This window comes from Streptomyces sp. F63, from assembly GCF_018070345.1.
Lineage (GTDB): Bacteria > Actinomycetota > Actinomycetes > Streptomycetales > Streptomycetaceae > Streptomyces.
In genome coordinates, this window is record NZ_JAGPXX010000035.1 from 21,970 (window position 1) to 42,472 (window position 20,503).

The following is a 20,503-nucleotide window of genomic DNA, read 5'->3' on the forward strand; positions in this document are numbered from 1 at the left end:
CCCTCACCGGGCGGCTGCCGCCGGGTGCATGGCACGAATCCGACGGCAGCCGCTCACCGGTAATAGAGATCCACAAGCCGCACACTGACACCAGCGGCCGCTAATCTCCGCGGCCTGGAGCCGCCTTACTGCTCGCGCAGCTGCTCCCGGAGATGCGTGCTGAGGTGCTGCTCGGCAGCGGCGCGGTGCCGGTAGAGCTGACGCACACTCACACCGCGCTCATCCGCCAGCCGCTGCATCGGCTCACGATCCAGCCGGGTCCGCGCGATGAGCCGCGCTTCGGCGATGCCCACGATCCCGGCTCGGACGGCACGGGCCAGCACCGTGTACTCGTCCTCCTGCCGGCCGGCGCCGGCGACCTCGGCTGCATCAGCAGCCTCCTGGCATCCCGGCCGACCTTCGAAGCGGGCCAACCGGCCCAGACGCACTGCCGCCGACCCGGTCTCACGGGCAGCCTGACGGCGAGCGGCATACGCCAGACGGTGCACGGCCCGGTCAGCCGCCGCGAACAGCTCCCGCCCCACGTCGGCAGCGTCCACGTCCACCGAGCGCACAGCAACAGCAACCGCAGCCAGCGCCTCCTGCTCGACCTCGGCGCGCTCCAGATGAGCCGGCCGCGCCAGCCGGGCCAGCACCCGGCGCAGCACCGGAACGGCCATCGCAACGGCGACGGTCCCCCAGGGCTCACCAAGCTGCTGAGCCCGGCGAACCACTTCACGCCAGCTCCGCTCACGCTGGGCCGACGACGTGGCGGGGTGGGCGAGACGCGCCCGGAACTGGTCCACGGGCAGCGCCGGCTGCTCCGGCTCGTCGCAGACCAGATGAGCGGGCAACGTGAGCGGGGAGGCTGCGGTCGCCAGCGCGAGAAAGGCCTCCTCCAGAGCCCCCAGGGGCGAACGGCCTGAGGACCGGACACAGGCAACGCGACGGTGGGCGGTACGTGCGGTGTGGTGCATGGCACTGCTCCTTGCAGGAGTGGCGGACAACGTCTGCCGCCACTCCTGTCACCGCCCAGTGCCACCGGCGGACCGATCGCGAGCCGTCACCGCGCCGCGGGCGGTCCAGTGGCACGGTGTGTGCGACTGCTCGCCACTGGCTCACCCGCCGCAGCCAGGGCTTTTACACGTGGCGGGGGTCGGATGATCGAACAAGAAATTGCCCGGCGGTCTTTGAGACATGGCCGCTGGGAGACTGGTGTCTCCCCTCCACGGCGGTCGGGTGAGCGCGCCACCACGCGACCAGGTCTGCTCCTCCAGCCGGCAAGTCGTCGGCCAGCACCTCCGAGATCGTCCCCTTCTCTTCTGGCACCTACAGCGCCAGGCACTCCAACGAGCCAGTCGTTAGATCGTCTCGGCTGGATACCTCTTTGACACGCTGAAGAAGTATCTGGTCACACAGTCCGTGATCCTGCGGCTGCTCCTCTTGACTACCGGGTCTCCGTCGAGATCGGGTCGAGGAAGAAGAGGCACTGGTCCGCGTTGAAGTCGCCCACCTCGGCGACGAAGCGGAACTTGTCGCCTGCGCCGACGGTGGCGGGGATCTTCTTGCCGGTCAGTTCCAGGTCGAAGACGTTGACGTCCTCATACTTGAAGGACGGACCGATTGTCGTTTGCGGTCCCTTGTCGCCCGGGCCTAGGAGGAGGTCGTAGCGGGTGTCGTAGTCACCGTGGGGCGCCATGTGGGCGATCGAGCCATCGAACGCCACCGTCTGGCCTTTATACCTCGTCGCGAAGTCCAGGTTCGCCTCGTCGCACCTGTCCGCCTTCAGCAGCGCCGCGAACTCCTGATTGTTCTGAGGCGTGATGACCTCAGCAGCAGCCGACTCGGCCGCGGTCGGAGTCGGCGTAGCGGAAGGCTTCTCGCTCGCGGCGGCCGCCGGCTTCTCTGGTGCGTCCTTCTTCTCGCCTCCGTCGCTGAGTACAGAGGCGGCGCCGATGACGATGGCCAGGATCACGAGGACGGCCGCCGCCGTGCCAATCAGGGGCCACGGCAGCGGCTTCTTCGGCCGGCGGAAGTTGAGGGTGGAGCGCAGCCTGCCCGGGACTTGCTCCACGAGCTCCCAGCCATCCTTCCGCATCTTCGAGATCACCAAGCCGTCGGTGCCGCGAACTGTTTGCACGGTCTTGTACTCGTACTTGATCTCGTCAGCCATGCGGCTCTGCGCCCCCGGATTGGACTGTTCATACTAATTGCCTCGCGAGCATAAGGGACTCAGATCAGACCGCGAGCCGGCTTGTCTCCGACCGAGTGCTCCTTGGTCCGAATCGTGGGCAAGTGGCGACCGGATGCGTTCCGCATCAGTCAGCGACATACCTGAACGGCATCCGATGACCCGAAAGAAACAGCCGGGCGTCGGGTGGCTCGCCGGTGGTTCGCGGGTGGCTCGTCACCTGTCTGAGCTGGGAGAACGTAGATCCCACAGGATCTCCGCGGTCCCGCCGGACGAGTGAACACGCACCATGGCAGTGCTGAACGCGAACAGCGACGGCAAGAACCGCATGCTCCATCCCTATTACTGGACGTCAGCACCAGACGGCGCGTTCTCCAGTCCGGGCGCCGCCCGACGATGTTCCACTCCGCACGCCGTGCCCCACGCGGCTCCCACAAGCGGGACTCTGCCGCTCTGCCAACCAACATCTGGCTCCCGCGTCCCGAGCAGTCGCGCGTCGCTCCCGCTCCTGGCGCGGTGCTGCCGGACTGGGCGATCGAGATGATCCGCACCGAGTTCGGCGAACGCCCTGGCGGCCGGCCCGCAACGCTTCTCAAGGTCTCCATCCAGCAGGACCCCGTGCCAGGGTCGGACGCCTGCATGCCCTGTACCAGCTACACCGACGAAGACGGGACCGCCCCCGGCAGCGCGTCGGTGCTGCTTGCCGAACTGCACCCGAACGCCCTGCCGGCGTCGAGCGATGCACTGGGGGTTTCGGAGAGAGGTATGCCGGGGGCCATGGAGAACGGCTGGCCCGGTTTCTTCCACCGCGCCCACCGCCTGCTGCCCGCGGACGGGCTACTCCTGCTCGCCACCCGCCAGCGCCGGGACGCCGGAGTACTCACCGACCCGCTCGGCTCGCTCGTCGCCGCGGCGCGCACAGCGGGTTTCCGCTACCTGCAGCACATCGTCATCCTCTACGCCCGTGCCGCCAACGACGCTCTCGCACCCGCCCCGCCCGGCGACGCCGCCCCCGGCGTCATCCATGGCGACCTGCTCGTCCTCTCCGCGATCCACCACGACTGACCGCCAGAGGAGTTGACCGTGCCCGCTCCCTTCTCGGTGTGGAACACCGCCCCCACCTCGGCGCCCGCTCAGCGCAAGGGCCGCTACGTCCCCGGCTCCACCGCCCACCCCGCCAAGATGCTCCCCGCCATCGCCGCGCACGCCATCCGCACCTACACCAACCCCGGCGACCTGGTCCTGGACCCCATGTGCGGCATCGGCACCACCCTCGTCGAGGCCCTCCACCTCGGCCGCCGCGCTGTCGGCGTCGAATACGAACCGCAGTGGGCCGACCTCGCCAGCCGCAACACCGCATCCGCCGCGCATGAAGGCGGCGCCGCCACGGGCACTGTGTACTGCGGCGACGCGCGCCGGCTCACCCAGTTCCTGCCGGCCACGCTCCGCGGCACGGTGGATCTCGTGGTGACCTCACCGCCGTATGGGCCCAGCGTCCACGGGCAGGTCCGCTCCACCCGGGACACCGGCGAGCGCGGCGTAGCGAAGAAGAACTACCGCTACAGCCACGACCCGGCCAACCTCGCCCACGTCTCCACCGACCAGCTCCTCAACGCCTTCACCGAGATCCTTGCTCAGTGCCGCCTGATGCTCCGCCCCGGCGGCACCGTCGTCGTCACCACCCGCCCCTGGCGCACCCGCGGTGAACTGGTCGACCTGCCTTCCGCTGCTCTGGCCGCCGGACGCGCGGCCGGTCTCGTCCCCGTCGAGCGCTGCGTGGCTCTCCTCGCCGGCATCCGCGACGGCCGGCTCATCGCCCGCCCCTCGTTCTTCCAGATGAAGAACGTCCGCGATGCCCGTCGCCACGGCATCCCGCTCTGCCTCGTCCAGCACGAGGATGCCCTGATCTTTACCACGCCGAAAACCCTGGAGACACCCAGGCCACCCCGCTCGACTGAGTCCGAGTCCGCATGACGAAGCAACACACCACCCCGGGCCGAACGCGCGCACCTTTGAACTGGACAGCCGACCAGCCGACCGGGAACCCGCCGGACCATTCCCAGCGCCCCCACCCCCAGGAGGATGCCTCCTTCCAGCGCGGCAACGCCCGGGTAGAACTTGCTACCTCGCAAGGCAGAGCGAGTGGCCAGGCAACGGCTGTGCCGGGGCCAGGCTCGGGCACGGGGAGCCCGGCTCGACTCCTGTACACCCCCGAACAGGCGGCTGAGCTGTTGCAGATCCCTGCCTCGTGGCTGCGGAAGAAGGCCGCCGCCGGCCTCATCCCCTGTACCCGGGTTGGGCGGCACCTCCGGTTCTCCCCGGCGGATGTGGAGACCGTCATCCGCGACGGGGCCCGGCCCGTCCGGCGGCCCGGGGCCCGCCCTTGACGGCCATCACCCGGTCGGGGCTTCCGCTCTGGGACATATCGAGCGTCCATGGTCGCCCCCGGTCCGACCCGCATCCCGGCACCGAGGGCAACACGACCTGGAAGGAGTGCACCCATGGCCTGGGTTGAACAGCGCGGCAAACGCTGGCGCGTGCGCTACTGGGCGGCCAACGGCAAAGCCGCCAGCGTCCCGGGAAGCTTCCCCACCCGGCAGGCCGCACAGGCCCACGCCGACCAGCTCCACAGCACACCCACCCCCCGGCCCGATACCGTGCCCGCACCGACGCCCACCAGCGCGATCACCACGGCAGCCGCCGCCCCGGGTACCCTCACGCAGCCGCCGCCCACGATCGCCGACTGGGCACAAGTGTGGTGGCAGACCGTTGACGTCGGCGACAACACCGAAGCCTTCTACCGCAGCCTCCTCACCCGCCACATCCTGCCCCGCTGGGGAACCACCCCCGTACACCAGATCACGCCCGCCGACATCAAAATCTGGCTCAACACCCTCACCCCCGCCTACGCCCCGGCCACCGTCACCAGCATCCGCAAGCTCTTCGCGATGCTCATGACCGACGCCGTCGACAACGGACTCATCACCACCAACCCGGTACGCCCCCAGCGCAGGGGCCGCGGCCGACTACAGCCACGCCGCGAGCGCCCCTGGGCTGATGAGCACCAAGTCCTCACCATCGCACACCGGGTCTTCCACCTCGCCTCACGCAACCAGGGACTCCTGGTCATCACCGCCGCCTACACCGGCATGCGCTGGGGCGAACTCGCCGGACTCCACCGCGACAACCTCGACCTGCCCAACAACCGCCTCCACATCACCGCCTCCGGCGCCCTCCACGAAGTCAACGGCCACCTCAGCCTCGGCCACCCCAAAACCCTCGCCAGCGTCCGCACCGTCTCCCTGCCCCCCTTCCTCACCCAACTCCTCCACGCCGACCTCACCGCCTCCACCCGCCCCTTCGTCTTCACCACCCTGCGCGGAAAACCCCTACGCCGCTCCGGCTTCCAACGCCGCCTGTGGGCCCCGGCCGTCAACGGCAGCCGCCACACCTCCCCGCCCTGGCCCCCCATCGCCCCGGGCCTGACCTTCCACGGACTACGGCACTCCCACAAAACCTGGCTCATCGAAGACGGCATCCCCGAAGTCGCCCAGGCACGACGCCTCGGCCACGCCATGCAAAAGAAAATTGACGACGTCTACTCCCACGTCGCCACCAGCATCGAAGAACGCCTCCTCAGGCACCTCGAAGCCCGCTGGCAACGCTCCCTCGAGCACCACAACCGAGAAGGAGATATCCCCGACCCGCTGCGACTCACCGCTTGAATGCCGGGCTGATCCCTTCAGGACCACAGGCGGCGAGTGGCGTCTGCTGTACCGGTCGGTCGTTGGGAGTCGCAGCGTTCCTAGACCAGCTGGAGAAGAACGGCCGCAGGATCGACGTGGGCGGCCCCGGTCCCCGCTTCGCGGCTGCTTCCTCGGCCCTGCGGACTACATCGACTGGGAGGGTACGGGGCTCGCGCTGCTCCGCCGTCTTCCGAGAGTAAGACGCCGGCCCCGGGAGAAGCGGCGTATCGCCGGTTCGGCCGCGAGTCCGGCGGCGGCAACCCGGCCTGACCGTCTTCGACATCCGGCTGGGCCTGGCGATCCTCGACGCGGTCGGCCCAGCCGGTGCCCCTGCGGCGCACCGTCTCGCCGAGGACCTGGTCCGCCGCACGTTGGATGCCCGTGACGGCTATGCCGCCCGGGACATCGTGTCCCACCCCGCATGTGCGACCACTACGGGGAGCCGCCATACCCGTTCCCTTGCGGCACTTGTCCGCTCATGCGACCTTGGCGCGGGCGTGTTCCCTGATCGGCTGCGCGAGCGGGTGCTGGCCGCCGCCCGTGCCGCCGACCGCGTGATCAGGGAAAGCCTCCCGCCGCTCATCGGTCAGCCCACCACCTTGCGCATACCTCATACAACCGGCATACCGCAGGGATCAAGAACCGTCAGCCCTTACCGAAGGTGCGCGAGGAGCAGGAGTCGGGCCTGGCGGGGGTGCAGTGTTCCTGCGTTGATGAGGCTGCGCTCCAGTAGGTACGTCTCGGAGGCGGAACCGAGCCACTGAGAGCCGACGTTGGTGAGCTCGGGCACCGCCATCCGGCTCGGCGCCGACCAGGGGAGGGCATCTGGTCGGTACTGCGACGCACCACCACGGCCAACCGCGCGTTCGCCGACCCACACGATCTGATCACCGTCGTCCGGCGAGGCCTACGCCAACTTCAGTACCGCCACGACGTCCTTGACGGCTGCCTCGCCGGAACCGGCCTCCAGCGCGAACCACCATGACGACACCACGCATTCAAAGTCAGTAGTATTCCGTTGGCACCCCTATGTCCGGTCGGACATATAGCTTGCCGCCTTGTAGCCTCTCAATGTCAGACTTGGCGGGGGACCTATCTATGTAGTACCTACTTTCAAGTCCCCAATAATCAATTCCTGGAATGTATGGGCCGTATAGGCGTCCTAGCATTTTGGCCGTGTCTCGGGCCCAATCGGCTTGCACCGGTTGTTTCGGACTTGAGTAGGCAAGTCCCGCAGTCACTGACAGGTGAGAAATGAGCAGAGCTAGGCGTCGATGGAGGCCTGAGGTACTTTCTATCCTTGTAGAAGGGCGCATGCTGACCTCGTATGGAGCGGCTGCGGAGGTCCCCCCCGACAGCATGTAAACCAGGAGGCCTGGATCCCACACAAATTCCCCACTGCCGTCCCAGCGGGGTACCAAATTCTTTTCCGGCCTACTCAATGGGGGCGAGGATCCTGAGGCGAGTTGATGCAAGGCGCTATGCAGTGGGCTTCGAGCCGAAGGCATTTCCATAGGCTGCGATGAAACTGATCCGTCAATGACGGATGCTAGTCTATGGCCAGGCAGTGCCTGCGGTTGGCTCAGTGAAAGACGCTTGGATAGGATTTGCACCGCAGCGCGCGAAATCGTAGCCAGAGACGTTGATATCTTCTCCTCGGCAACAATTGCTTCGGTGCTCTTAACTTCCTCATCTTCGAGCGTTTTTGCAGCCTGCGCTAGATGAACAGCTTCTTTCCACGTTATGTCGACCGTAGTCAATGCCGTCAACCCGAATGGGTAGATATAAGTCTCTAGGCGTGGTGGTGTAAGGTGAGACTCCAAGATTCCCTGGTGGCGGATAGGTAGCAATCGTGCAAATAGCCTTCTCGCTTCCGTTTGATCGGCAGGGGGACGCAGTTTCTGGCGGAAATTTAGGACGGCGTCCCAGAACCGCCATGCCACGTCGTCCCTATTACCGGGGTCTTGAAAAGGAAGCGAGACCTGCAGACCGCCCAACATCTGTACAGAACCCGCCGTTCCTAGCTGTGCTATGCAGTCTATGAAGGCGTTGGGTCCTCCAAGCGGCACCTGATCATGAACCTGGCTATCTATGTAAGTGACGCGAAGGCGCTTCGCCCTCACCTCGTGCTTGGCCTTGTGCCCCATGACGGTCTCCGTTGGCTCGACTAACCTCCCGGAGGTATCATTGTCATACGCTGTCGCGCTGGATGCACGTCCGCCTGCTGTTGCGGTGGCGAGGGAGCCTCTACGCCGGCAGGGGCAGCTCCTCCCTCCTCTCTCCAGAGACAGCAGCTCCAGCTCACGGGGTTGGAGCACCCTTAAGAAGGCCGTGCATGTTGCATGGCGGAGCGCTCAGCGCCATCTTGGCGCTGAGCGCTCTAATGGCTCCAGGACTTTTCATTCTTCGAAACCCTCCTCGCTATCAAGGCGAAACCTGAGAATTTCTACGTCATTTAGATCAGCCCTCTTCGGCGACAATGCGACGGTGACATCAGAGATCCACGTCTCTGGTAGATCACTGGTGTTCTTTTTGGCGTCAAAGATTCCACCAGATTCTTCAATTTTGTTAATCTCGTTAATTGCGTCGGTTAGATTCCTGTCGGTCTTGTTGTAGATTTTGAAGAGAGTATCTGGCTTGCTGAACTTGATGGGAGGGGTTAGAACCGTGGCTTCGCGATCATGATGCACCAGCAGCCCGTAACAGGCTGGATTTTCCGAAATTTGGTATACGGGCTGTTCGAATGTTTCGCTACCACGCTTCTGTACTGCACGGAGGATGTTGAGGACGGAAGTGCGTTGGGTGATCAGGGGAGTATGCCATCGGTGGATGCCGACCACTGTCAGAGCGGCTACCGCGGTGAATGCAGCGGCACCCACGGTGACCAGTGCCAGGTCATGCCAACGATAGGTGTCCAGCAGGTCGACCTGCCCAAAAACGGCACTGTAGGACCAGGTACTAATTAGTGAGACGGCTACTGCTGCCAGTAGCCACAGCTTATTTCCCCAAATAATTGCAGGGCTGCTGAGGTTTCTTAGTCCTAGACGTCGACGGTCAGCAACCCAGATCTCCAATGCCGCCCACACTGCGACCAGTCCGGGGACGATCAAGGCGGGGAAGCCCAATGCCCCCGGCAACAGGTCGGAGCCAGCCAGCTCCACTTGCAGTTCTTGCACAGCTACAGTCTCTTCGGGCGGTTGGGTCTTTGTTGTAGCGATCACGACCAGAGCCGCGGTGCCTTGACGCACCGGGTCTTTGGCCCGTACCTCAATGAATAGCAGTCTCGCTGAGCGTGGAGGAAGCGTGAGTTGCAGCGCTCTGATCTTCGAAGCCTTCAAGTCTCTGACCTTTTGGGCAGCGATCACCTGGTGATGACTGGCATCAGCCTTTACTGTGACCGCCGTTTCGGCAGTGGAGTTATTGCGCACTACGGCAGTGATATCGGCAGGGGAGCGATCTGTCATGCTGCCGGCGCCATTGAGGGTAACGGAAATGGTTGGTGATTCTTCACCTTTCACATTCGTGTGAGCTGAGGCAAGTGTAATCAATCCACCCGTGACGGGGATAAGGAGAGCTAGGATTGCGGCTGAAATGTTGAGGATTTTGGAGAGTCCGGACTTTGGGCCTGTAATTCCAATCGCCATATGAAAGAAGGTACGACATCAGGTGGGCGCGCAAAGGCAAGAGAAGCTCTGATTGCAGAAGTTCCTCCTTCTGGATGGGCGCTCCTGGGACATAGGCTGGCGGAGGAGTTTGATGGAGCTGTTCTGGTGCTACTCACTTTGAATGTGTGGTGTCGTCATGGTGGTTCGCGCTGGAGGCCGGTTCCGGCGAGGCAGCCGTCAAGGACGTCGTGGCGGTACTGAAGTTGGCGTAGGCCTCGCCGGACGTGGGACTGTAAGACGTTCGGCTCTGTCCCGTAATCGGCTCTGTCTCACTTCCGGTGGTAACAGACAGTAACAGTAGTGATGGGCAGGCCGTCAACCAGAACCTGCAGGTCCGCGCACCGTGGCGATCGTTCTTCGGTACTGGCTGATCGGCTCGGCGTCTGCCCGGGAGAGTCTGCGCGGCAAGCTCAGCGACCCTGGTGCGCTGCCATCCGTTCGAACTACGAGGTCAAGCGCCGGTCGCACTCTCCGCAAGCAACGCCGCCCAACTCTTACGCTCCGCCACCACCGGAAGTGAGACAGAGCCGAACCCCCCCGTAGAAATGGCATCTGCCCGGCAGCCGGTCATGGGGGTGGCACGCCGGCCGAAGTACCTCGGCACCTCCCGCCAGCGCTAGCCCGTTGTCTCCTGCCTACGATTCCGGGACCAACCCCGGCACTGTAGGCGAAGATCGGGGACATGAGCTTGTGGGGTATGGGACAGGAGACAGCCACCGCCGTCATGGGCGCTGGAGGAGCTGTGGTGGGCTCGGCCCTCACCGGGATGTTCAGCGTTCGTGGTGCGCGGCGGCAAGCCGCAGCCGCTGTCCAAGCCGGTCTCGCCCAGGCCGCCAGCGCCTACCTCGGCCCCCTCGACACGGCCCGCCGCGCGGCGCAGAGGGAAGCCTACGTACGGCTCATGACGGCAGCCCAGAGCTACGCGACCGAGGTACACCCGGTCCTTCGGCTGGCCAGGGGGATGGACAGGGCGGCCGCGAACACACGCAGCCTCTCCCGCAGGGAGGCCGCCCGCGAGGCCGCGGCGGAAGCGGACTTCCGGGACCGCATATCGGCGGTAAACAACCCGGACCTGGTATCGACGGCTGTTCAGCATGTGGAGCTCGAAGGGCCCGTCGAGGTAGCCGAGGCCGCGCGGCAGGTGCGCGTCGCCGCCACCGGTCTCTTCCGCACGCTCCGGCGGGCGGGGCATAGCCAGCGCTTGGCCGGAGGCGTCGTCCCGCCGGACCCGGAGCGCTCCTGGACTTGTCATGAGGACCTGCTTGCCGCGATCGAGCGGTTCACGCAGGCCGCGCAGGAGCACCTGAACCGCCGAGATCATCCACGCAGTGACGAGCGGCCCGGGCGGTGAGCACGGGTCCCCGCGTTCTTCAGCCGGAGCAGCGCTCGTTGGACAACCACGTGACCGCTCACTCATGGATGCTGGCACCTACTGGCCGGGCTGCACTTCACGATGTTGATGTCCGTGGCGGTGCCCTGGGCCTCCAGCGTCCTCTTGCGGTTCTACACGCTGGGCAGGTCGTCACTCATTGCCGACGTGCGCCTCTTGCCGTCCTGTACCTACTGGACCCGGTAGTTGCTTCCTCGTCGGCTTGGTGTGCGACGACCAGCCGCGGTTCCACAACCTCGCATCCGGGACTGAATGCGTGGCCCTGCCCTGGTCAGAATGAGCCGGGCACTGTGGCAGCGGTGGTGGGGTCCGGACCGTCGCAGGGCTCCGAGAATCAAAGTGATCACTTCCCTGCCCCCTACCCTGCCGGACTCCAACAGCCCCTCCTGACGAGGACACCCCGATGACGAGCAGCCCCGCCGTGAGCCCGGAGATCACCGACTTCTACACCCGGTCCGACGAAGCCGCACGGCTGCAAACCATCGCCACAGGCACCCTGGAGTTCGCGCGCACCCGCGAATTACTGCGTCGCCACCTCCCGCCGGGACCGGCCCGCGTGCTCGATGTCGGCGGTGGTCCGGGAATGCACGCCCGGTGGTTGGCCGACGACTACACGGTGCACGTCGTGAACCCCTCCCCAAGCACGTCACCCAGGCCGCCGCCATCGACGGCGTGACGGCCGAGCTGGGCGACGCCCGCCGCCTCACCTTCGCGGACAGGACGTACCACGTCGTTCTGCTCCTCGGCCCGCTCTACCACCTTCACGGCAAGACCGACCGGATCTCGGCGCTGACGGAGGCGGCCCGCTTGGCACGGCCTGGCGGACTCATCGCCGCGGCGGCGATCTCCCGCTATTCGCCCCTCCTCGACCACATCGCGACCACCGGTATCACCGAGTCCGCGATTCAGGACGGGGTCCGTGACACCCTGGCCCAGGGCCGCTACGCCGGGCATCGAGCGGCGGGGCCGGCGGCGAAGGCCGGAAGCGGAATGATCTAGGTCTCCACCGACGCCGTCTTCTCCGGCAAGAGCCACGTTCCCTACGACGAACACTGCAAGCCCGACCCCATCACCCCGTAAGGAGCGGCGAAGGTCGCCGCGGAAACGGTGCTTCTGCTCCATCCGAATAACGCCGCCGTGGCCCGAACCTCGCTGATCATGGGTGACGGACAGCCCGAGCACGAACGCACCGTCCACGAACTGGCCACCGGCACCCGCGAAGGCTTCCTCTCCACAGACGACTTCCGATGCCCGGTCCACGCGAGCGATCTGGCCGCAGCGCTCCTCGAACTCGCGTCGGGCGACACGACCAGCGTCCACTACCTCAGCGGGAACCAGGCTCTCAGCCGGCACGAGCTGGGTGTGCTCATCGCCCGGCGCGACGGATGTGACCGAGACTCATAGTTGGCGAATCATGGTACGAGATGCGCAGGTCAGGGGCGCGTGGAGGAGTCTTGTTGGCGAATCATGGCTTGGAGCTCACTGTGCGTGAGTAACGGGATGAGCCGTTTTCTCGTCGGCGATGGTGAGCGCCTGGCCAACACGATTGCGTAGTCGGCGGGCAAGGAGGGCTTGGTGCTGGCTGCTGTGAATTCTTCGGCCGGTACTCCGCAAGGGCCGAACTCGAAAAAGATCCGGACTCAGCGATCGTCATGAGCGCAGTTATGGGAATGTGCTGACAAGCAACCCCTGACCTTGCACATCAAACCGTGATCGCCCGGACAGCTCCCTAGGACGTCCGCGTGTCTTCGGTCGGTGAAACGATCGGTGTTGTATATTTCGAAATGGCAAGATTCATGTCGGCTATGCCGCTCGACGACATGCTCGATATGATCGGAAGAATATCAAGCTGATTCGATCATGTGTCTGCCTACGCGCTTACCGTCGCATTTGGTCGACAATTTTGAATGCCTGAATTAGCAGGGGTGAGAGGGGGGAGTATAGAGCCACGGCTCTGACGCCGCGTAAACCGCCGTCCGTACCGGCTGCTGTCCGGTCCCCCGCGGTGCGGATAGGACCATCAGGACACAGATGCCGGAGGAAAACGTGAACGCCGACGCGAGCACCAACGACGGTGTCCCTGCTGGTGTGGTGCCGCAGTCGTCGGGTCTGTCTGGTGGCGCACCCGACGGCGGTATTGAGTCGGCGCTCGGGGCGGATACGGCGCTCGGTGCCGCGTGGAGTCCGCTGGGTCCTCTCGACGTGACGCGGACCCGAATGCCAGGAGACGGCGGAACTCAGCAGGGCTTGACGCCACATGTGACGACGGCCGCCCTCACGGGTGCTGCCATGGTGGGCATCGGTGTCGAGACCAGCCGGGCACGCGGTTTCGAACCGGACGTGACCATTGGGTACAGCTCGCAATCGGGCGATGGGATCTTCGGACTCGGTTTCACTCTTGACCTGCCGTCGGTTGCGCGGCGTACCAACACTTCGGTGCCGCGCTATGACGGCAGTGACACCTTCCAGCTCGACGACGCGCCGCTCGTTCTGCTGCCGGGCTCGGTCACCAGGCGGGCGTTCGATGGTGTTGCGTACACCGTTTCGGCGTACGCGCGCCGCAGTGCTGAGGTGAGGGAACGTGTCGAGCGCTGGTCGTCCGACGCAGCGGGGGCGGACTTTTGGCGGACTATCGACCGTTCCGGCGTGATCACTGTGTTCGGCCTGACGCCGCTGGCGCGGGTCGCCGACCCGGACGACCCCCGGCGGGTCTTCGCCTGGCTTCCGCAAGCGCGTTACGACGGGAGCGGCAGCGCTATTCTCTTCACCTATCAGGGTGAGGATGCGACCGGGGTGCCCGATGTGCTCCACGAGCGGAACCGGCAGCGCTCGGCCAACCGATATCCGCAGTCGATCAGGTATGGGAATCGGTTGCCGTTCCACCCGGACTCCCCACTCATCCTGCCGGACGGCCCCTGGCATATCGAGCTGGCCTTCGATTACGGCGAATACGACTTCTCGCCCGCTCATGACACTCCGTACCGGCCGGTTCGTCCGTGGTCGGCTCGGGAGCTTCCGTTCTCCGACTACTCTGCGGGGTTCGAGCGGCGGACCCACCGGTTGTGCCGCGCGATCGGCCTGTTCCACCGTTTCGACGAGCTGGGCCCGGAGCCGGTGCTCGTCCGCTCGACATCGTTCACCTACGACACGGAAGCCAGTGGTGGGCTGGCCACCCATCTCGTCGAGGCACGGGGCACGGGGCACCGTTACATCGCGGCCCGCCCGCCCGGCAAACGCTACTGGACGGCTGACGAGCCGCCACTGGCCCTCCGCTATCACCCACCGACCATCGAAGGCGCCCGCTTCGTTCCCCTATCCACCCGATCCGAAGGTGTGCCGCCGATGGCGGATCAACCGCCTTCGTACTGCCTCGCCGACCTCGACGGTGACGGCGTGGACGGCATCGTGTACGCCGACCAAGCGGCCATCACCTACTGGCGGCCGACGCTCGACCGCGCCGCCCCCGACGGTCCGGTCCGGTTCGAGCCGCAGACGCCGGTGACGTTCCCCATCGAGCGCGAGGCTTGGGGCACGTGCCGTTTGGGCGATGTCACCGGGGACGGACGCCTGTCACTGATCGTGGAGTCGGAGACGCGCGCCGGGTACTACGCCCGCGGGTCGGACGGTACCTGGCGGCCATTCACGGCCTTCGCCGGCCATGTCACGGATGCGGCCGCCGGCGCGCCGCACGACAGAGGCCGCGCTTCGGTGCCGAAGCGGCTGTCCCCCTCCACGGGTGGCCACACCTACTGCCGGGCCGACGTGACCGGCAACGGCCTGCCCGATCTGATCCACATCAACGACACCTCGGTAACCTATTCCGCCAACATGGGCCCAGCCGGATACGCGGCCTTCCGCCGTCGGACACGCCGCGCCGATCTGCCTTCCGCAGTGCTCGAGGCCCCACGGACCGCCACCCGGTTCGCCAACGTCCTCGGCGGAGGGCAGCAGCTCGTCCTCGTCGAAAGCGGCCGCGTGATCTGCTGGCCCAGCCTTGGGCACGGGACCTTCGGTGCCCCGGTCGAGATGTCCGAAGTTCCGTCGTTCGACGACGTGAGCAGCGAGAACGTCCACCTCGTGGACCTGACCGGTACCGGCACGGACGACCTCGTCCTGCTGCGCCCAGGCCACGTCTGCGTCCACCTCAACCGCGGCGGCAACGGCTTTCTGCCAGAGCCGCTCGTGGTGCCGACGCCGGAGACCACACACGGGATACTAACCATCGGCAACGTCACGACGGATGGCCGCCGGTCACTGGTCTGGAACACCGGCGGGCCGCACCCCCGCCTCCATGCGCTGACCCTCGTGGCCGGGGCGGACCCGTTCCGGCTGAGCGAGTACAACGCCAACCGCGGCACACGCGTGAGGCTCGGCTACACCACGTCGACGCGGATGCGGCTGCGGGACGAGGCACGCGGCGAACCCTGGCTCCTCACACTGCCCTTCCCCGTGGTCGTCGTCGAGACCATGGAGGTGGACGACGAGATCGCCGCGGTCCGCTCCACCAACACCTACCGCTACCGTGACGGCTATTTCGACTCGGAAGAGCGGATGTTCACCGGTTTCGCCCGAGTCGATCGCACCGAGACGGAGACGGTCCTGCCCGACGAGCCGCCGCGAGACGGCCCGGAGGACACCTCCGTCACCGGTGCGGAGCCGTTGCTGACACGGAGCTGGTTCCATGTGGGCGCGTACGCGGTCGACGGGCTGGAAGAGGCGTTGCGCCGGGAGTACTTCCGCGGTGATGTCGACGTCTGCCCGATCGGTGGCCCGGTCTTCGACTGGAGGGGTGCGGTGCCGAGTGGCTCGCTGCGCAGGCAGGCCCACCATGCGCTCGCCGGGATCCTGCGGCGCGTGGAGATCTATGACGCGTCCCGGCCGGACGTCCCGTACCGGGTGGCGGAGTGTGGCATGTCCGTCCGGCCAGTGGCACGGGCCACCGCAGGCGCCGGCGCGTTCCTGGTCCACGAACGCGAGTCCATCGACTACCGCTATGAGCGTGATGCGTCCGACCCCGCCGTTCAGCACAGGTTCACGCTGGCCGTGGACGAGTACGGGGTCGTTTCGCGGAGCTGTACGGTGCTCTACCGTCGTCGTCCTGGCCGGGCAGCGCTGGCCGGCCAGGACGAGACGATCGTGACGGCGCACGTGGGGGACTTCCTGCCGCCGCGCGATGAAGCGGACGTCCTGCTGTTCGGGTTCCCCCGGCTGTCCCGTACCTATGCGGTCAACGGGATCGCGGCGCCTGCGGTGCGGGGACTCTACTACGACGTCGACTCTATCTCCCGGCAGGTGGAACTCGCCCTCGCCAACCAGCGTTCCGCCGACCCGGCGCCGGACGCCTCGGCGATGCCGGAGACCGGCCTGCTGGCCGGTGAGCGGCTGACGTACGCCGGGCCGCATGGGGGACAAGACCCGTCGGGGGAGCTGGCGGTGCCACCGCGAGTCTGCCGCCGCGACGTGGCCGCGTTCACGGACGCTCAGGTGTGCGATCTGCTCGCGGGGGTGGCGCTGCCGGTTCCCCCGGAGCGGTTCATGAGCGAGTGGGGCGGCTACGTAAATGACGCCGAGGCGGGGGTGTGGTGGTGCCCGGGGGACACCACGCTCTACGACCCGGAGCGGTTCTGGGTTCCCAGCCGTGTTCTCGACCCGATGGCGGCCCTGGAACCGGCGCGTGGGGTGACCCGGACGCTGGTGTACGACGAGACGGCGATGGCGCTTCGCGAGGCGGTGCAGCGGGCCGAGGGCGGCGGTGTGCTGGACCAGCGGATCACGGCCGAGTCGATCGACTACCAGTCGCTGCTGCCACAACGGGTCCGGGACGCCACGGGTGTGGTGAGCGAAGTGCTCTATGATCCGCGCGGCCGTGTCTTCGCCACCGCGTTCCGGGGCACCGAGTGGATGGACGGTGTTCCTCGGGAGAAGGGTTTCGAGCCGCTTCCGGTGACCGACCCCGTCTCCTGGCCACAACCGCGCGATGTGCTGGAACTGGCCGCCGATCCGGCCGCGTTCCTCGGCCCTGCCGCCGCGTTCTTCTTCCATGACGACCTCGGCTGGTGCAGGGACCGGGCACCGGCGCTCAGCGCCGCCGCGACAGCCCGTGCGTACCCGCAGGATGCGCCCGGCCAGGACACGGCAGATCCGCCGACCCTGACCATCAGGTACGCCGACGGAGCGGGCCGCCTACTACAAACCACCACCGCGGTCCCTCCGGAACCGTCGCCCTCCGCCGCACCAACCCTGGGGGAGGGCCCTCCCGGCTGGGCCGTCAACAGCCGGATCCGCTACACCGGCCGCGGCGGCGCGTGGCGGCACTACCTCCCGTTCCTGACCGACTCGCTGACCTTCCCCGGCACAGCGGAGCTGGAACGCACCACAAACGCCGCGACCACCAGCTACGACGCACTCGACCGCCATACACGGACCGACTTTCCTCTCGGCGACTTCCCCCACGCCTTCTTCACCACCACCCGCTACGGCCCCTGGGCGGTCACGGAAGCCGACGTCAACGACACCGTGACCGAGTCCGCGTACTATCGCCACCACATCATCGACGGGCACGTACTCCCGCAGCGTGAGCGCGAGGCCCTGATCGCCGCCGCCCGATGCGCGGGCACGCCGACCACCCGGCATCTGGATGTGCGCGGGGGCACGATCGCCGAAGAGCGCCGGCTGACCCCGCAGCGGTCCCTGATCTCCCTCTTCCGCCACGACGCGCTCGGCCGGCAGATCAGCGCCGCCGATCCCCGCCAGGCGGCAGCCGGACGCACCAACCTCACCGTCCGCTACGGCCTCACGCCCGACCCCGTGAAGACGACCAGCGTAGACGCAGGCACCCGGATGCGCCTCATCGACGCCACCGGCGCCCCGCTCATCGAAGCGGACGGCCGCGGCAACACACTCATCCACGAACGCGACCCGCTGCGCCGATCAGTGGCCCTCATCCTCCAAAGCGGCCCCCGCGCGGGCATCAGCCTCGACACCGGAGCGGGCTCGGCGAATGCGCCGGACCGGCCCGCAGCGGGCTCATCGGTGATCATCGAGCGCCGGGTGTACGGGGACACACTCGACGGCACCGGGGAGACGGTCTTTCCCGATCCCGGAAGGCGTGGCCTCATCGGCAGACTGTGTGTCCGCTACGACCAGGCGGGCCGGCACCAGGTCGACTCCTACGCTCTGACCGGCCAGGGACTGTCGTCGAGCGAATCGTTCACGGCGGACATCGAACACGACCCCGACTGGCGCACCGGAGACTGGACGACCTGGGCGGAACTGTTCGCGGCCCTCGCGGACCGGCTGGAGCCCTCCGAGTACCACGCGACCAGCCGCTACGACCCGCAGGGGCGCGTCCTCGCCGGCACAGACCCCCATGGCCACACGACGGCATGGCACTACGACAGGGCGGGCAGAGTGTGCGGTATCGATGTAGCCGTACAGGGGGGCACGGCGGCTCCCTACGCCACCGACATCAGCTACAACGCCGCAGGCCGGTGCCGCGGCCTCGCCCTCCGCTCCACCCAGGGCGACAGGATCATCGAGCGGGAGCTCCGCTACCACAAGGACACCCAGCGACTGGTCGCCATCCGGGCCACCCGTACCGGCGACGACACCGTCGTCCAAGACCTGAACTACGTCTACGATCCCGCCGGAAACGTGATCAGCGTCGATGATGCCGCGGCCCCCGGCGGCGAGAGCGGTGTGAGCGCCGACCTCACCTACACCTATGACGCCCTCTACCGCCTCACCGAGGCCACTGGCCGGGCGACCGCCTCCTTCGACGCCGAGGCGGCCGCGTCAGGTGGATACACGAAGGTCTATGCGCCATGGCGGCAGGGACGGCTGGTTCGCTACTCGGCCGCCTACGGCTACGACGACTCCGGCAACTGCCTGCGGCAGACGTTCATTACCGCCGAAGGCAGCTGGACCACTGCGCTCACCGCCGCCGATGACTCCAACCGTGTGACGGTGGGCGATGCCTTCGACCTGTCCGAGTTCGATGAGGATGGGAACGCGCTGAAACTGCCGACCGTCCCGGAGCTGACCTGGGATCACCGATCCGCCCTGCGGACCACCCGGTCCGAAACCCCCTCGGGAACACCCCTGGGGGCCGAACACTACGCCTATGACTCGGAGGGTGCCCGACGTCGCCGCGTGACCAGGGCGCCTGACGGCTCGACAACCGACACCCGCTACTTCCCCGGCCTGGTGACCGAGCGCCGGTCCGGGCCCCACGGCCAACTCCACGCCGAACAGGGACGAATCGAGGTCCACGACGGCAGCCAGCGGCTGGGTGAAGTCCTGGTCCATCGTGGTGAGCCGGGCAGCAACCCCGTAGTGCAGCGCCGTCACCAGCTCCCGAATCTCGTCGACTCCGCGACGGCGGAATTCGACGACGACGCCTCATGGATCAGCTATGAAGAATACGCGCCGTTCGGGGTAACCGTCTTCGTCACCGGAAGGTCCCAGGACGAGGTGGCGAAGAAGATGTACCGCTACACCGGCCAGCAACGCGATGGGACCACTGGGCTCGCTTATCACGGCGCCCGCTACTACGCCCCGTGGCTGCTCCGCTGGATCACCCCGGACCCGGCCGGCACTCTCGACGGACTCAACCTCTACACCTACTGCGCGAACAACCCGACAGTGCACGTCGATCCGACGGGACACAACGGGGGGCGGCCGAGACTGAAGTTCTCCGAGAATCGACGCTTCGCGATCAAGCCCGGCGAGCCCCAGGTCTATGTCCGCGAGGACGTGCGGCCGAACCAGGTCGCCAAGGCGCTTCAGGCTGGCACTGAAGCGCTTAGGAATGAGGGTCATACCTATCGCTCGTACTCACTTGGTAAGGATGTGTTGTGTGACTGCCTGCACACTGCCGAGGAAATCATCAACAACCAGGTCGGCAAACTGAAATGGGGCGCAGGTTCGTATAGTCGAATCGAAGTCAGGAGCGCGGGGAGAGAGGAGAGATTTGAATCCTTCGGGGAAAGTGACCAGCAGAACAGAAGCCAGGCCGAGAATTTCGCTAGGCCGCGTAACGGCTCTGCTTCCCCTGGGGTTGGGGAAGCATTCGTAATCGTCGCGACCGACACCGGAGACACAAAAATGTGCCAGTTCCACGCCGGTGCCGTAGTTGCTCTCGACGGCCCTACTCGCATTACCCTTGAGGCCTGGTCCGACAACAAAAATCCACCGGGCAAAGCGCCTGCTCATGCCCATCTCTACACCGTCGGAAGTAGCACGAGCTCCTTCCACGCTGTCTGGGGTGAGGGAGAGGGGTATTTCGTAGGGGCTAAGCCCATCACGGTGGTCGTGCAGCCGGCGTCGTCAAAGTCGTAACAGCGCGGCGGCGCGGCGCCACGAGGTTTCCCGCCGCGTAACCCGCGGGCTGTCATGGCCGTGCGTGTCCTCCGGGGGCGCCCGTCGGAGATGTCATAGACTCGCCGCGCCTCGCATATTCCCGATATGTGCTCGGATTATCCGGCAGTGTGACTGGGCGTCGCTCGGCCGCGCCGATTCCAACGGAAGGCTG

Annotated in this window: 12 protein-coding genes and 2 pseudogenes; 10 read left to right on the forward strand and 4 right to left on the reverse strand. The window is 66.5% G+C overall.

All coding sequences use genetic code 11. The annotated features are described in order from the left end of the window. Positions 1 to 125: 125 nt before the first annotated feature. Together KBZ10_RS25320 and KBZ10_RS25325 are read right to left on the reverse strand one after the other, a co-directional pair. Complete coding sequence (locus tag KBZ10_RS25320) at positions 126 to 956, reverse strand: hypothetical protein (RefSeq protein WP_210990046.1); 831 nt, start codon at positions 954 to 956, stop codon at positions 126 to 128. Between the two features lie 470 nt (positions 957 to 1,426). After that, a complete protein-coding gene (locus tag KBZ10_RS25325; protein ID WP_210990047.1) occupies positions 1,427 to 2,152 on the reverse strand; it encodes a DUF4839 domain-containing protein in 726 nt (241 codons plus the stop codon). 534 nt (positions 2,153 to 2,686) lie between these two features. Between KBZ10_RS25325 and KBZ10_RS25330 the strand changes: the two genes are divergently transcribed. The 4 genes from KBZ10_RS25330 to KBZ10_RS25345 all read left to right on the forward strand — a co-directional run bounded on the left by KBZ10_RS25330 (position 2,687) and on the right by KBZ10_RS25345 (position 5,895). Continuing rightward, on the forward strand, positions 2,687 to 3,235 hold the full coding sequence (locus tag KBZ10_RS25330) for a hypothetical protein (protein ID WP_307847600.1): 549 nt from the start codon (positions 2,687 to 2,689) through the stop codon (positions 3,233 to 3,235). Between the two features lie 18 nt (positions 3,236 to 3,253). Then, the gene (locus KBZ10_RS25335; RefSeq protein WP_210990049.1) at positions 3,254 to 4,144 is read left to right on the forward strand and encodes a TRM11 family methyltransferase; all 891 of its coding nucleotides are present in this window, start codon (positions 3,254 to 3,256) and stop codon (positions 4,142 to 4,144) included. After that, positions 4,141 to 4,557 (forward strand): helix-turn-helix domain-containing protein, encoded by a 417-nt coding sequence (locus tag KBZ10_RS30655; protein WP_374223416.1) that lies wholly within the window; start codon positions 4,141 to 4,143, stop codon positions 4,555 to 4,557. Before KBZ10_RS25335 ends, KBZ10_RS30655 begins: the two co-directional genes overlap by 4 nt. A gap of 114 nt (positions 4,558 to 4,671) precedes the next feature. Further along, positions 4,672 to 5,895 (forward strand): site-specific integrase, encoded by a 1,224-nt coding sequence (locus KBZ10_RS25345; RefSeq protein ID WP_210990051.1) that lies wholly within the window; start codon positions 4,672 to 4,674, stop codon positions 5,893 to 5,895. Positions 5,896 to 6,392: 497 nt separating this feature from the next. Here the strand turns inward: KBZ10_RS25345 and KBZ10_RS25350 are convergent, their stop codons facing one another. Continuing rightward, positions 6,393 to 6,530 carry a hypothetical protein gene (locus KBZ10_RS25350; RefSeq protein WP_210990052.1) on the reverse strand — a complete coding sequence of 46 codons (138 nt, stop codon included), beginning with the start codon at positions 6,528 to 6,530 and terminating at the stop codon, positions 6,393 to 6,395. 197 nt (positions 6,531 to 6,727) lie between these two features. Between KBZ10_RS25350 and KBZ10_RS29795 the strand changes: the two are divergent. Next, positions 6,728 to 6,901, forward strand: a pseudogene (locus KBZ10_RS29795) (DDE endonuclease); the annotation flags it as partial. A 1,414-nt stretch (positions 6,902 to 8,315) separates the two neighbouring features. On the opposite strand, the gene KBZ10_RS25355 reads toward KBZ10_RS29795, so the two are convergent. Then, positions 8,316 to 9,560, reverse strand: coding sequence for a hypothetical protein (locus KBZ10_RS25355; protein WP_210990053.1), 1,245 nt, complete (start codon positions 9,558 to 9,560; stop codon positions 8,316 to 8,318). Positions 9,561 to 10,278: 718 nt separating this feature from the next. On the opposite strand from KBZ10_RS25355, the gene KBZ10_RS25360 reads away from it, so the two are divergent. From KBZ10_RS25360 to KBZ10_RS25375, 5 genes and pseudogenes are all read left to right on the forward strand, one after another. Continuing rightward, positions 10,279 to 10,932, forward strand: a complete 654-nt coding sequence (locus KBZ10_RS25360; protein WP_210990054.1) for a hypothetical protein — start codon at positions 10,279 to 10,281, stop codon at positions 10,930 to 10,932. A 442-nt stretch (positions 10,933 to 11,374) separates the two neighbouring features. Further along, a complete protein-coding gene (locus KBZ10_RS29805; RefSeq protein WP_247702975.1) occupies positions 11,375 to 11,647 on the forward strand; it encodes a hypothetical protein in 273 nt (90 codons plus the stop codon). Further along, complete coding sequence (locus tag KBZ10_RS30660) at positions 11,644 to 11,970, forward strand: class I SAM-dependent methyltransferase (RefSeq protein ID WP_374223417.1); 327 nt, start codon at positions 11,644 to 11,646, stop codon at positions 11,968 to 11,970. Before KBZ10_RS29805 ends, KBZ10_RS30660 begins: the two co-directional genes overlap by 4 nt. Then, a pseudogene (locus KBZ10_RS25370) lies at positions 11,971 to 12,363 on the forward strand (sugar nucleotide-binding protein); the annotation flags it as partial. A gap of 654 nt (positions 12,364 to 13,017) precedes the next feature. Beyond that, positions 13,018 to 20,310: a SpvB/TcaC N-terminal domain-containing protein gene (locus tag KBZ10_RS25375; RefSeq protein ID WP_210990055.1), complete on the forward strand. Its 7,293-nt coding sequence runs from the start codon at positions 13,018 to 13,020 to the stop codon at positions 20,308 to 20,310. Positions 20,311 to 20,503 lie beyond the last annotated feature (193 nt).

Excerpts from the sequence above, each read along its gene's own strand:
- KBZ10_RS25350 (WP_210990052.1), bottom strand. The coding sequence starts at position 6,530 with ATGAGGTATGCGCAAGGTGGTGGGCTGACCGATGAGCGGCGGGAGGCT.
- KBZ10_RS30655 (WP_374223416.1), top strand. The coding sequence starts at position 4,141 with ATGACGAAGCAACACACCACCCCGGGCCGAACGCGCGCACCTTTGAAC.
- KBZ10_RS25320 (WP_210990046.1), bottom strand. The coding sequence starts at position 956 with ATGCACCACACCGCACGTACCGCCCACCGTCGCGTTGCCTGTGTCCGG.
- KBZ10_RS25325 (WP_210990047.1), bottom strand. The coding sequence starts at position 2,152 with ATGGCTGACGAGATCAAGTACGAGTACAAGACCGTGCAAACAGTTCGC.
- KBZ10_RS25345 (WP_210990051.1), top strand. The coding sequence starts at position 4,672 with ATGGCCTGGGTTGAACAGCGCGGCAAACGCTGGCGCGTGCGCTACTGG.
- KBZ10_RS25360 (WP_210990054.1), top strand. The coding sequence starts at position 10,279 with ATGGGACAGGAGACAGCCACCGCCGTCATGGGCGCTGGAGGAGCTGTG.
- KBZ10_RS25355 (WP_210990053.1), bottom strand. The coding sequence starts at position 9,560 with ATGGCGATTGGAATTACAGGCCCAAAGTCCGGACTCTCCAAAATCCTC.
- KBZ10_RS29805 (WP_247702975.1), top strand. The coding sequence starts at position 11,375 with ATGACGAGCAGCCCCGCCGTGAGCCCGGAGATCACCGACTTCTACACC.